Raw genomic sequence first — 12314 nt, 5'->3', positions numbered from 1 at the left:
AATGAACATTCAAGAATTCCAAGTAAATTTATTTTCACAAGCGCTTGCCAGCGGTTTTACAGATATCGAAATTTATTATGAGAACAAGGAAATATTTGGATGTCAAGTATTTAAAGGTGAAATCGATCAATATGAAATCGCTGAAGATGGCGGTGTTTCTTTCCGTGGGGTAATCGATGGAAAGATGGGTTATGCCTATTCCGAAAAATTAGATGAGGCCTCTATTCCCTTCTTGGTTGAGAATGCGAAGGAAAATGCTGGATTGGTGCAGGATGATGAAGCGGAAGAAATCTTTGCTGGCAGTAGTCAATATGAAAAAGCTAGCTTTTACTCACCATCCTTAAACGAGGTAAGCACTGCTGAAAAAATCCAACTGATTCAAGAAATGGAACGGGAATTATATGCACAGGATTCTAGAATTGTAGGAACAGATTATTGCGGTATTCGGGCAGAGTCACTCACACGAAATCTAGTTAATAATAAAGGTTTATCCTTACGTGATCAAATGAATTATTTATATGTCTGGGTCGAAGCTATTGTAAAAGACGGAGAAGAAACGAAAACGGGATCTGAATTTGTTGTAACCAAGGACTTCCATAGCCTAAATGCAAAGGAAATCGCCAAAAAAGCCGCAGATGAAGCACTTTCACAATTAGGTTCAAGAAATATTGAGAGCAAAGAATATCCGGTCCTATTGAAAAATGATGCTGCAGCCCAGCTGTTAGCGACTTATTCCACTAATTTTTCGGCAGAAAGTACACAAGCGGGGATTTCTTCCTTAAAGGATAAGCTTGGGAAGCAAATTGCCGCTGAGAAGCTCACGATTGTCGATGATCCATTCTTAGAGGATGGCCTGGCGAGTCGAACATTTGATTGCGAGGGTGTAGCTTCTACGAGGTTGACATTAGTCGAAGACGGAGTTTTAAATTCCTTGCTACATAACCAGAAAACAGCCAAAAAGGATTCTACTGTTACAACAGGTCATGCGCATAAAGATTCTTATAAGAGTGCGGTTAAAGTCGGACCATCAAATTTATATGTTGAACCTTCCAGTTCATCGTTTGAAGATTTACTTGCTGCCATGGGAGAAGGCATCCTGATTACCAGTTTATCAGGCTTGCATTCCGGGGCGAATACAGTCTCTGGTGATTTTTCGCTTGCGGCGAATGGGTTCTATGTTAAAGATGGCAAGATTGCATTCCCAGTAAATTTAATGACGATTGCGGGTAATTATTATCAACTATTACAGGATGTTGAGGAGATTGGCTCAGATTTACTGTTCCCCCTTTCGCCAGTAGGGTCTCCCTCGGTATTAGTGAAGTCATTATCGGTAACGGTGGAATAATTTTGGGGTAATTGTGAATTTTGGGGTCAGACCCCCACTGCGTTAATGCGGTGGTGGGCTGACTCTTTTTGATGACCAACCTTTCTTTTAAAGAATTTTGGCTGGTTTGTATGACGAGATTTTGTCCTTAAAATCTTTTTATAGGACATTTTGTAGTTTTCACAGTTGCATTTTGTCCTTAATACACCTACCACTTAGAAAAAACTATAATCTTAATTTAGTTATTTACCGAAGTAGAATTCTATTCACCTATTGAAATAAATCCCCCAATGCCGATTCTAATGTAGTGAACTTGAACTCAAAACCTTCCTCCATTAGTACTTTCGGTATAACATGTTGCCCCTCCAGGACAAGTGAACTCTTTTTTCCGAGAACCACCTTCATGAGAAAGGCTGGTACCGGAAACCAATGCGGGCGATGTAAAACCGCGCCAATCGTCCTGCCGAAATCTTTCATCACTTTTGGATTCGGTGCCGTCACATTTACTGGCCCGCTTATCTGATGGTTTTCAATGGCAAAACAAATAGCGCGGACTACATCTGTTACGTGTATCCAAGATACCCACTGCTCACCTGAGCCAACTGTACCACCCATGAATAACCGATAAGGCAACGCAATCAAAGGAAGTGCTCCTCCCTCATTTCCTAATACAACACCAAATCTCATAAAGACCGTACGAATACCATGCTCCATCATCCGAGCCGCTTTGCTTTCCCAATCATAAACGGTATGGCCAAGAAAGTTATCCGCTACTTCCGTTGATTTTTCCGTATATACAGTATGACGTGACGGTGGATAAATTCCAATGGCACTTGCATTGATAAAAACAGATGGCTTTTCTGAAAGAGCCTCAACCATTCTTAACAACTCCTCAGTCGCTGTCATTCGGCTTTCATAGATTTGTTTTTGATGATGTTGTGTCCATCGTCCATCATTGATCGATACGCCAGCAAGATTGATCACAGCGTCAGCCTTACCAATTTCTTTTTCCGGAAGTGAACCTTCTTCAAGCCATTTAACATACTTTATTTTACCGGCAGACCGTTCTCCTTTTCTTGTTAAAATAATGATTTCATGATCCTCTTTAAGGAGTTCTGTTAATTTTTGCCCAATAAACCCTGATCCGCCTGCAATAATAATTTTCATGGTCTCCCCTCCAAGCAAGATAAAATTCTAATAGAGTCCCCTTTTCTATCATAGTTATCTTCTCTTTAAAATAAAAATAGCCAGCACCCCTTATTTTTGCTGGCTTTTTTTTCGTTCATTTAGAATTGCTTGAATGATTTCAATATGAACGGCGGCCCATGATTTTTCGTAAAAGTGTATGATGACACTGTATAGAAGGATGATTAAAGAAATAATCGCGAATATCGCCCAAACCATGCTATGGTCTTGAAAAACAAAATCTTGTAGTTGTTTTGCAAATATGACTAACAGCCAGGGAATCGTTGAGACGAGAATCGGGATCATTCCCGATCCATTTTTCTCTTTTACCATACAATAATAAATCCTTTTTAATGTCTCTGTATCAATCGAATGGTAGAAATGTTGGATTTCCTCTAATTCTAAAAGCCTTTTTATTTCTGTGAAGGATGGGTCATCCCTCGAGGCTTTTTTTAATTGAAGATAAATCTTATGTGCATCCCCGCGAAGTGAAAACATAGCCCTGTCCTCTTTCTTCAAACAAAATTCCTTATTTAAAGGCTTTGCAAATACGTTTCCATTTATTCAAATTTGTATACTTCAAACGTAAAGCTAAAAGGTTCCGCTTCCCCAAAATCCTTCCTGGAAATTTTTTAATTCATAGGAAATAACAAAAGCATTTGGTGACATTCTATTAATCATTTTTACCACTTTTTGTTCGTGCCTCCGTTTCACCAATACCTGAATGACGGTTCGTCTGTCGCTCTTTTCATCAGCTGCCCAGGATGCAACCCCGTAGCCCTGTCTTTTTAACGCACGGGAAAGCTCAAAATCAAATGGATTAACAATGGCCTGTACGGTTACGTAGCCCAAAGCAAGGGATTCTTCAATCTTACCTCCCAGATAAACACCCAAACCCCAACCAAGACAATAGGCAACCATATTAATTGGGTTTTTAAGGTTGTCCAATACGATGGTTAATCCGACCAAATATACATACACTTCCAACATCGAAATGATTGAAGCCCATACCTTTTGACCCTTGATCACCAGCAACATCCGCAATGTAAAGAAGGTCACATAGAGAATATTAATCACAATAATAATGAAGATAATTGGTTCTAAGCCAAACAAAAAAACACCCCCACCCTTTACCTTATTATGTCAGCAATGAAAACATGCTTTTTCTCAGTAATGGGTAGTTTTTTACAAAAACTTAATAAATTTTTAATAGGGTTTGATTCATTTTTGCTGAATTGTTTACGTATGAAATATAAAAGGGGAAATGAATGATGCAACGTCAAAGAACCTATTTTATTATAGATGATTTAATATTTGAAGTGAAAAAGCCGGAAATTACAGTTAAACAAATCCAAAAAACAAAGGTTAAAATTGAAAATGAAGAATATAAAGTACTTCGAAATCATTTCGATGAGAATATTTTTAATATAGAAAAAACACCTGATGGATGGGTAATAACCGAAAAAAATTAATAAACTTTGGATTATCCTTTAGATTTTAGAAAAGTATCTACTGTCGTTTTCATTGTATAAATCACGGTTTTCCTATAACGTGCTGCTATAAGCATTACCCTTATTTGTTCGGATCGGGATAGATTTTTAAAGCGGGGCTCTTGTTTCAAAAAGGAACGAAAGATTGACCAGCTGTGAGGCATTAAAGGAAAGTCATCTAGGGGTTGTTTGTTCCACAAGCGATAAAACCTGGATATTATTCCGGTGGTACTACTTTTATCAACAATACATGGCGCATAAATATTTTTGGTGTGTTTTTTTAGGGATTCGAATCGATCTTGACCGCTAACAATGATGTAGGTGTCATCTTTCCGGTTTTTCTTGACAACTAAAACAAACATGCAGTCCCACATTAACCTTTGAAGTTTCTTTATGTGCTCGGTAATTTTCAGGGTTAAATCCGGTTTGATTTTGTTTAGCGGGATATACTCGATTGTAAATTTCATAAACAGCCCCTCCTGTTTTTAATTTTGTATTTTCCTCAATTTCTTGGGATTTCGCAGCAGGTGCAATGTTTGGGGAATGGAAACGTCCTTTGATCAGGTCCTTTTTATACCTATGATATACAAATGTGTGACAGACCTTTTAAATATTTGTATGAAATGTTTGCATGTCACATACGGAGAAACGACAAAAATACTTTTTTATGAAGGAAAAAGCGATCCTTCCTAATGGAAGCATCGCACCGATAGAAAAATGATTTTGACTATCCCAAAAATGAATGATTATTTATTCCTAAGAAATGGTTGTAGCAAGAAATATACATAAGGGCAAGAAAATTTTATTTTTGAGGGAGTTTTTAAATAATAGATGAGTAGACCAAAACTACTAAGAAGACCAAAAAATGCCTTAGATTCGTTAATATTCTCCTAATGTAAATCAGATTTCATCAACAATGGAATACTTACCTCTACCCCTAACCTTGTCAATAATTTCCCTAGTGTTTCAAGTCCAGATTTCGGATTGATTTTGGTTTCAAGGTAGTAGATTTCACCTGTTATCATGGATTCATAGGTGTGTGTTTGCGTAAAGCTGCGCTGGTCCTTATGAATGGGTTCTAGTGCAATTGCGTAGCGTTTTCCGACATCCGTAGAACCTAGGACGATTCCTTCTTTTACTAATGTATGAAGAGGTAATTTTCGTTCTTCCATCCACCTTAATCCCTCTTTCCATAAGGAAGGAACACTGTCACCGCGTATGACTGATTTGCTTTCCCCTAGCTTTACGTTGACATAGAGTGAATCCCACTTTTTGTAGCTTCGACTTTCTTTAAAAAAGTCACTATTTTCAGAATCAGTCTTTTTTTCATTTGTTTTTGTTTTCAATTGTTGGAACAACTTTTCTACAATACCAATTCCAACATTTTCATACTTTGCTAAAATCACAAGCTCCTGCGGCAGCTGCCCCACTGTTGCAATTTCATCATCATTTAGCTGTCTTAAAAGACCTGGCATTCCTGTGAATTCATTGGAGGTAAGAGCTAGTTTTGACAATTCCTCCGTTACAACAATGTGATCAGCTTTAAAAAAGAAGAACAGTTCCCCTGAACGTTCAATAGTAAGTTGTCTGCGGATTTTTTCCTCTTCGATAAATTGTTTTAATTCCGTAAAGAAAAGTTCATCATTCTTTTCACTGTATCGTTTTACATGCTTATGTAAGCCTTCTAGATTATTCGGTAACTCACTCATAATGCGCGCTTGCTGTTCAGCACCAAGACGAATCAAAAAGGTTTCAGATTTTTCGAACCGCTGCGGTAAAAGAAAGGCATCACGAAGAAAGTACGGGACATCAAGCTTTCTTCCTTTATAGGTAAAGGTACGAATGGCAGTAAAACCAGGTTGTCCCTGAACCTCAGTGGGGGATTCAAGTGTGACAGCCACTTCATGATTGGAAGCTTCATCTGCCAGTTTTGGAGGAGGGTTTCTCAAAAGTTCCTCCAGTGTCTTTAATCGCACTTCCAATTCAGACATATCATAAGATTGTTCGACTCTTGGAGAAGGATCCTGATAGTCAGGGACGGTCACATCCACTGGACCATAAACGTCTACATACCATTTAACGATTTTATAAATTGCTTCCCATGACAATAACGCTTCTGAAAAACGAAAAGTCCGGGCATCGTGTGCCGCTTGATTTCCATTTTGCCGAATGTAATGTAAAGCATCACGAATTTCAGGGATTAAATACCCTCTGTCGTTTAACATGTCGAGCCGTTCTTTTAAGTTTGTCCTTGGCTCGTCAGGCAGTTCTTCTGCCTTTATCACCTGCTGCAAAATATTTTCAACAAAAACTCTAGCATGTGTAAGCATCGTGCGCGGGCTGGTAAAAATACTATTTTCCAGTTCCTTGGCGACCAAGGCTAGTTCTTTTGAAATGGGCTCTAGAAATTGGTAGAAAAAAAAATGTTTGTCCAACGTTCGTTCCTCCAGCCTTTTTATCTTCTATTTTACCATATAGAAAAAGCCAGGATGATATCATCCTAGCATTCTTATATTAACCTTTTGAAGGCTAGATTCTTCACTCAACTTCCTATTTTGTCTTAGATCCGTCTGTATAAGCTTCCCTTTTAATTAAAAAATCTGGTCGATTTCTTGAATTTCATCGACAGTTAACTGAACATCTAGCGTTTTAAGATTATTCAAAACCTGATCTGCTCTTTTCGCTCCTGGAATCACGACATCAATAGCATCACGGGTTAAATACCAGGCAAGCACAACGTGAGCGATATCGATGTCTTTTTCATTGGCGATTTTTCTAATACGTTCTACTTTTTCAAGGTTTTTTTCAAATAATTCCTTTTGAAAGAACTTACCTCGCTTTTCAGCTAAATTCGTATTTTTATCATATTTTCCGGTCAATACCCCAGAGGCTAACGGGAAATATGGTATAAATGAAATCTGATGCTCCATAACATAAGGGAACAATTCTATCTCCGCATCGCGATTTAAGAGGTTATACTCCCCCTGAATGACATCCACATATCCGTCAATATTGGCCTCTCGCAACTGCTCAATGGAAAAATTAGAAACCCCAATCGCGCGAATTTTTCCTTCTTCTTTTAATCGCTGTAACGCTCCCACTGCCTCATACTTTGGCGTATCCTTGTCTGGAAAATGTATGTAAAACAAATCGATGTAATCGGTTTGGAGCCGTTGTAAGGCTTCATCCGCCGATTCCTTCAAAAAAGCCGGTGAATTATCCATTACAATTTCGTTCCCCACCATTTTATGGGCTGCTTTTGTGGCGATAACGACATCAGAACGGTTTCCGTTCTCTTTTACTACTTCCCCGATGATTTCTTCAGAATGTTTTGGTCCATAAATGAAGGCCGTATCCAAAAAATTAATCCCATTCGCGAGTCCCGTTTGCACTAACTGTCTTCCAGCTTGTTCATCAAGGATCGGAAATAAATTATGACCGCCGACCGCATTCGTCCCCAACCCTATTGGATTTACCTTTAACTCCGTTTTCCCAATTTGAACTTGAAGTGCCATTTCCAATCATCTCCTCTCATGACTACATGATAACAAATTTGGAAAACAAAGGTATAGGATATAGCCTGACTATTCCTTGATTTCTTTTATTTGTTCATGGATCTTCTCTAGATCTCTTAAGGACAGGTCCCCTAGTGATTTTTTAATTTCTTCCTCGATTACTTTTTTGTTACTTTCGCGATATTGATTCCACCAGTCCCGAAGACCAACTGTGTTGTCCAATAAATATTCAATATCCATCTCTTCTAATTCATCATCTGTAAGATAATTCATAACAGCTGCCAGCATCCGGGTTAGATTTTCAGTTTCATCTTCATTCCCCTCATCTTTTAGAAAAACTACATTTGTTTCCTCTTCTGTGGTCTCGTTATTTTGCGATGATTTTCGTGGCATGGTGATCCTCCTTACCATTTTTCAATAGTATGACCCATTTTAAAGTGGATCAATTTTATTCTCTAATAATGGAATGGTCAGCGATTCGCGTATTATTGTTAAACATAATCCATTCTGTTAAGGACATAATATAAGCATTACCTGGATAAACAAACAGAGGGGCCGGACAATGGAAAGAAATTATGCAATCGACTTTATTAAATTTTTTGCAATCGTAGCGGTTGTAGTTATTCATACTTTCCCGAGTGACCATGAGCTCGGCTACTTCATCCTTGATAACTTTTCCAGGTTTGCGGTACCGTTTTTCTTTGCGGCTTCAGGATATTTATTTGGACTTAAAGTGATAAACAATCCTAAATCTGTCGAATATTTTAAGAAATATGTAATTAAAATCTTAAAGATATATTTTAGCTGGCTAATTTTTTATATTTTTTATGATGTTTTTCAAATTTATATGGGCAACGGCAACCATAGCCGAGAATTAGATAAATATTTAGAGAACTTAACTCCTCTGAATCTCCTATACTATGGTGAAGGAACAAGCGGATATCAATTGTGGTTTGTCATCTCTCTTGCTTGGAGTATCGCTTTATTATATCTATTCTTCAAGCTTAAAAAAATTAGGATCCTCCTAATCCTTAGTCTTTGTTTAAATATAGTGGGTCTTTTTGGTCAAGGGTATTCGCAATTTTTTAAAATTCCAATAGACAGTACCCGGGATGCCTTATTCATTGGCCTCTTTTATACGACAATAGGATTTTGGTTTGCTTCTGCTTCCCCTTTTCAACAGTCTCGGAAAGGGGAAATAAAAACCTATTTTTATTTCTTTTTCCTATTCTTTGCGCTTCAGCTATCTGAAGGATATTGGCTTGAAAAGGTGTTATCTGCTAAGCATGGTGAGTATTTTTTCTCTACGATCTTTTTAACCGTTTTTTTGTTTTTATTTACAATCAAAAATCAACAAGTTGGTAAGGGAATGTTAATCACAAAAATAGGCGGAAATGCTTTGGGGATCTATACGATTCATGTGTTGTTTATTGATATCGACGACTTTATATTCTACCATTTCGGTCTTGGAAAAATGACACATAGTATAACATTAAACGTGATGGATGCCTTTCTTGTTTTCACCATGTCATATATAACCTACAACTTTATTCAATATACAAAAACTAGTCAATTATTTGGGCGATAAAGAAAAAAAGCTTGCAAATGATGCAAGCTTTTTCATTTCTACGGTTATTGCGGCTGCGGTACCTTTTTTATGACTTTGCTTCGATTCGGTGATTCTTCTGTTCTTCCAGGTTTCCCTGTCCGAATAAAGAAAGCCAAAACAAAGGCAGCAATGGTTAGATAAGTAGCAATCATAAAGGCATCATCAATTCCCATCACCGTTCCCTGCTTTATTGCCAGAGCCATTTGGACCTTATCTGTTGGAGAAATCTGCTGTTCCCCCATGATGTTTTTCACATGGCTTTCCCCATTATTGGTCATTATGGAGACAAAAAAGGCCATTCCTACAGCTCCTGCAACCATTCTTAACGTATTCACCATGGCCGTACCGAATTTATTTAAACTAAGTCCCAAATCATTTAAACCAGCTGTAAAAATTGGCATCATCAAAAGTGACATCCCAAACATCCTTAAAGTGTATACCCATAATACATACGAAAACGAAGTATCGGTATGTAGTCTTGTTAGAGCATAGGTGGTAATAATCGTGATGGCTAAACCAATGATGGTTAACCATTTTGCCCCATATTTATCAAACAGTTTCCCCGTAATAGGCGACATAATCCCCATTACCACCCCGCCCGGAAGGAGCATGAATCCGGCTTGGAGCGGACTGAAGCCATGAATATTTTGCATATAAATCGGCATTAGAATCATGCCTGAGAACATCGCCATTGTGACAATCACATTTATAATAGTGGTTAACGTGAACATCTTATATTTAAAAATCCTGAATTCTAAAATCGGATGATCTACCGTCAACTGACGCCAAACAAACAGGATTAAGCTAATCCCGCCCACAATAAACAAGCTAATAACCTCGGGGTCATTCCACCCTTTTGTTCCTCCTGTAGTGAACCCATAAAGAATTCCGCCAAATCCAATGGTCGATAAAATAACACCCAGGACATCAAGTTTTGGACGGCTTGTCTCTGACACATTTTTCACAAGAAAAATGGCAATAAAAAAGTCTATCAGTCCAATTGGGGCGATGATATAAAACATCACATGCCAGGAATATGTTTCAATAATCCACCCTGCCCAGGTTGGACCAATGGCTGGGGCAAAGTTCATCGCGACACCAAAAATACCCATGGCAAAACCACGTCGTTCCAATGGAAAGATGGTAAAAATGACATTTGTAATTAATGGAAAAAGTATGCCGGCACCAATCGCCTGCACAACCCGGCCTACTAAGATAACAGAAAATGCCGGTGCAATCGCACAAATAAAGGTTCCTACCGAGAAAATTCCCATTGAGAATAAAAATAATTGCCTGGTCGTAAATCTTTGCATTAAGAAAGCTGTAATGGGAATCACAACCCCATTTGTTAACATAAAAATTGTACTTAACCAGTTTGCCGTTGCAGCTGAAATTTGAAATGTATTCATAATTTGTGGCAATGCAACATTTATGACTGTTTGATTTAAAAAGGCTACAAAAGCACCTGCAATGAGAACGGCAAAAATAGGTGTCGTTCGCACTGATAAATTTGATTTTTTTTGGTTGTCCAAGTAAAAATCTCCCCCTAAATTTGTATTTGAAAAGAAAAAATTATGTTTTTTATAGTATTTGAAAATGAAGGATGATTAAAACGTAAAATGATCTTAATGGGATTTTTCCAATGTTTATTATTATATATTGAGTCTAAAGTACTTTGTCAAATTACTTGCTTATTACAAGTAGTATTTAATAGAACCTTTCATTTTAAAAAAGAAGCTTGATCATAAAAAAATCCCCGTTCTTATAAAGATTCGGGGATTTTTTGCTTTATTTATTTTTTAACATTTTAAAGACCTGCTCAACATCCTTATCACCGCGACCAGACAAATTCACAATCAAAATATCGTCTTTCGATAGCTCTTTGGCCAATTTGATGGCATGGGCAACAGCATGAGAGCTTTCCAATGCGGGTATAATCCCTTCTGTTTTAGATAAAATCTGGAATGCATCCAACGCATCTTGACCAGTCACGGTTACATATTCAGCTCTGCCGCTGACCTTAAGGTGGCTGTGTTCAGGACCAACACCAGGATAATCGAGGCCTGCTGCAATCGAATAAGTTGGTTTCGGCTCGCCTTTTTCATCAAGCAAGGTGAGACATTTAAAGCCGTGAATGACAGCTGGGGTTCCTTCCGTTAACGTAGGAGCTTCGGCTGGTTCCACTCCGATTAACCTTACTTCTTTTTCATCGATATAGTGAGCAAACGCCCCAATGGCATTACTTCCGCCGCCGGCACAGGCAATCACGGCTGTAGGCAGTTTGCCTTCCTGCTCAAGGATTTGGCGTTTGGACTCTTCACTAATGATTGACTGAAAATGCTTGACCATTGTTGGATATGGATGCGGCCCGACTGCGGAACCCAGCAGGTAAAATGTATTTTTATAGTTTTGTACCAAATCGGCCAGTGCTTCGTCAACGGCATCCTTCAGACGCCCCTGTCCTTTTTCCACGGGCACGACCTTCGCACCAAGTAATTCCATTCGGAAAACATTTAATGCCTGGCGCTCGGTATCAAGTTTACCCATGTAGATGATACACTCCATATCGAACATCGCACATGCTGTTGCAGTTGCTACGCCGTGCTGCCCGGCACCTGTTTCAGCGATGATTCTTTTGGCTCCCATCCTTTTCGCAAGGAGGATTTGCCCAATGGCATTGTTGATTTTATGGGCACCTGTATGGTTTAAATCTTCCCGTTTCAAGTAGATCTTCGCCCCGCCATTTTTCTGTGTTAAGTTTTCTGCATATGTAAGCGGATTTTCCCGACCAATATATTGCTTAAGATAAAATTTAAATTCCTCCTGAAATTCAGGATCATCCTTATAGCGCAAAAATTGTTCCTCTAACTGATCCATCACTTCCTGGAGGTTTTCTGGAATAAAACTCCCACCAAATTCCCCAAAATACCCTTTTTTCTCTGTGCTCAAGCTCGTCATTCTCCACTCGACTCCTTCTCCACTTTTTCGATTTATTATACATTATTTAAGTGAATTTTCCAATTATTTCGTTTTTAAGATTTTTGGGGTCTGACCCCCGACGCTTTAAAGCTTTAAATTAATAAAAGGCATCCCGGATTAAAATGTACCCTATAGAGTAGACACTTTGAAAAAAGGTCTACCTATAGGGTACTTTTTTGTATAATTAATAAAAAATCATTTAGATAATGGGG

Annotated in this window: 12 protein-coding genes; 3 read left to right on the top strand and 9 right to left on the bottom strand. The window is 38.3% G+C overall.

The window, feature by feature from the left end; translation table 11 throughout:
• Position 1 precedes the first annotated feature (1 nt).
• Positions 2-1345: a TldD/PmbA family protein gene (locus J2Y67_RS13175; RefSeq protein ID WP_310174711.1), complete on the top strand. Its 1344-nt coding sequence runs from the start codon at positions 2-4 to the stop codon at positions 1343-1345.
• 249 nt (positions 1346-1594) lie between these two features.
• Here the strand turns inward: J2Y67_RS13175 and J2Y67_RS13170 are convergent, their stop codons facing one another.
• From J2Y67_RS13170 to J2Y67_RS13160, 3 genes are all read right to left on the bottom strand, one after another.
• The gene (locus J2Y67_RS13170) at positions 1595-2491 is read right to left on the bottom strand and encodes a TIGR01777 family oxidoreductase (RefSeq protein WP_310174710.1); all 897 of its coding nucleotides are present in this window, start codon (positions 2489-2491) and stop codon (positions 1595-1597) included.
• 90 nt (positions 2492-2581) lie between these two features.
• Entirely contained in the window at positions 2582-3007 is a 426-nt protein-coding gene (locus J2Y67_RS13165) for a hypothetical protein (protein WP_310174708.1), read from the bottom strand.
• A 93-nt stretch (positions 3008-3100) separates the two neighbouring features.
• Positions 3101-3622, bottom strand: coding sequence for a DUF2179 domain-containing protein (locus J2Y67_RS13160; protein WP_310174706.1), 522 nt, complete (start codon positions 3620-3622; stop codon positions 3101-3103).
• 158 nt (positions 3623-3780) lie between these two features.
• Here J2Y67_RS13160 and J2Y67_RS13155 point away from each other — a divergent pair, with 158 nt between their 5' ends.
• Complete coding sequence (locus J2Y67_RS13155) at positions 3781-3981, top strand: hypothetical protein (RefSeq protein WP_310174704.1); 201 nt, start codon at positions 3781-3783, stop codon at positions 3979-3981.
• Positions 3982-3992: 11 nt separating this feature from the next.
• Here the strand turns inward: J2Y67_RS13155 and J2Y67_RS13150 are convergent, their stop codons facing one another.
• The 4 genes from J2Y67_RS13150 to J2Y67_RS13135 all read right to left on the bottom strand — a co-directional run bounded on the left by J2Y67_RS13150 (position 3993) and on the right by J2Y67_RS13135 (position 7907).
• Positions 3993-4466 carry a hypothetical protein gene (locus tag J2Y67_RS13150; RefSeq protein ID WP_310174702.1) on the bottom strand — a complete coding sequence of 158 codons (474 nt, stop codon included), beginning with the start codon at positions 4464-4466 and terminating at the stop codon, positions 3993-3995.
• Positions 4467-4889: 423 nt separating this feature from the next.
• Positions 4890-6434, bottom strand: a complete 1545-nt coding sequence (locus tag J2Y67_RS13145; RefSeq protein WP_310174700.1) for a DUF4145 domain-containing protein — start codon at positions 6432-6434, stop codon at positions 4890-4892.
• Between the two features lie 156 nt (positions 6435-6590).
• Positions 6591-7514, bottom strand: coding sequence for an aldo/keto reductase (locus J2Y67_RS13140; protein ID WP_310174698.1), 924 nt, complete (start codon positions 7512-7514; stop codon positions 6591-6593).
• 69 nt (positions 7515-7583) lie between these two features.
• Entirely contained in the window at positions 7584-7907 is a 324-nt protein-coding gene (locus J2Y67_RS13135) for a hypothetical protein (RefSeq protein ID WP_310174696.1), read from the bottom strand.
• Positions 7908-8076: 169 nt separating this feature from the next.
• Between J2Y67_RS13135 and J2Y67_RS13130 the strand changes: the two genes are divergently transcribed.
• Positions 8077-9102: an acyltransferase gene (locus J2Y67_RS13130; RefSeq protein ID WP_310174694.1), complete on the top strand. Its 1026-nt coding sequence runs from the start codon at positions 8077-8079 to the stop codon at positions 9100-9102.
• Positions 9103-9146: 44 nt separating this feature from the next.
• Here the strand turns inward: J2Y67_RS13130 and J2Y67_RS13125 are convergent, their stop codons facing one another.
• Together J2Y67_RS13125 and trpB are read right to left on the bottom strand one after the other, a co-directional pair.
• Positions 9147-10655, bottom strand: coding sequence for a DHA2 family efflux MFS transporter permease subunit (locus J2Y67_RS13125; protein WP_310174692.1), 1509 nt, complete (start codon positions 10653-10655; stop codon positions 9147-9149).
• A 256-nt stretch (positions 10656-10911) separates the two neighbouring features.
• Positions 10912-12081 (bottom strand): tryptophan synthase subunit beta, encoded by a 1170-nt coding sequence (gene trpB, locus J2Y67_RS13120; protein ID WP_310174690.1) that lies wholly within the window; start codon positions 12079-12081, stop codon positions 10912-10914.
• Between the last annotated feature and the right edge of the window lie 233 nt (positions 12082-12314).

The sequence above is a fragment of the Neobacillus niacini genome (genome assembly GCF_031456445.1).
Classification (GTDB): Bacteria; Bacillota; Bacilli; order Bacillales; family Cytobacillaceae; genus Neobacillus; species Neobacillus niacini_I.
The sequence above is the reverse complement of the archived record's forward strand: the minus strand, read 5'-3'. Positions and strand labels throughout refer to the sequence as shown.

Bases quoted from the DNA above. Each gene is read 5' to 3' on its own strand.
- J2Y67_RS13175 (WP_310174711.1), top strand. From the start codon at position 2: ATGAACATTCAAGAATTCCAAGTAAATTTATTTTCACAAGCGCTTGCC.
- J2Y67_RS13170 (WP_310174710.1), bottom strand. From the start codon at position 2,491: ATGAAAATTATTATTGCAGGCGGATCAGGGTTTATTGGGCAAAAATTA.
- J2Y67_RS13165 (WP_310174708.1), bottom strand. From the start codon at position 3,007: ATGTTTTCACTTCGCGGGGATGCACATAAGATTTATCTTCAATTAAAA.
- J2Y67_RS13155 (WP_310174704.1), top strand. From the start codon at position 3,781: ATGCAACGTCAAAGAACCTATTTTATTATAGATGATTTAATATTTGAA.
- J2Y67_RS13150 (WP_310174702.1), bottom strand. From the start codon at position 4,466: ATGAAATTTACAATCGAGTATATCCCGCTAAACAAAATCAAACCGGAT.
- J2Y67_RS13140 (WP_310174698.1), bottom strand. From the start codon at position 7,514: ATGGCACTTCAAGTTCAAATTGGGAAAACGGAGTTAAAGGTAAATCCA.
- J2Y67_RS13135 (WP_310174696.1), bottom strand. From the start codon at position 7,907: ATGCCACGAAAATCATCGCAAAATAACGAGACCACAGAAGAGGAAACA.
- J2Y67_RS13130 (WP_310174694.1), top strand. From the start codon at position 8,077: ATGGAAAGAAATTATGCAATCGACTTTATTAAATTTTTTGCAATCGTA.
- trpB (WP_310174690.1), bottom strand. From the start codon at position 12,081: ATGACGAGCTTGAGCACAGAGAAAAAAGGGTATTTTGGGGAATTTGGT.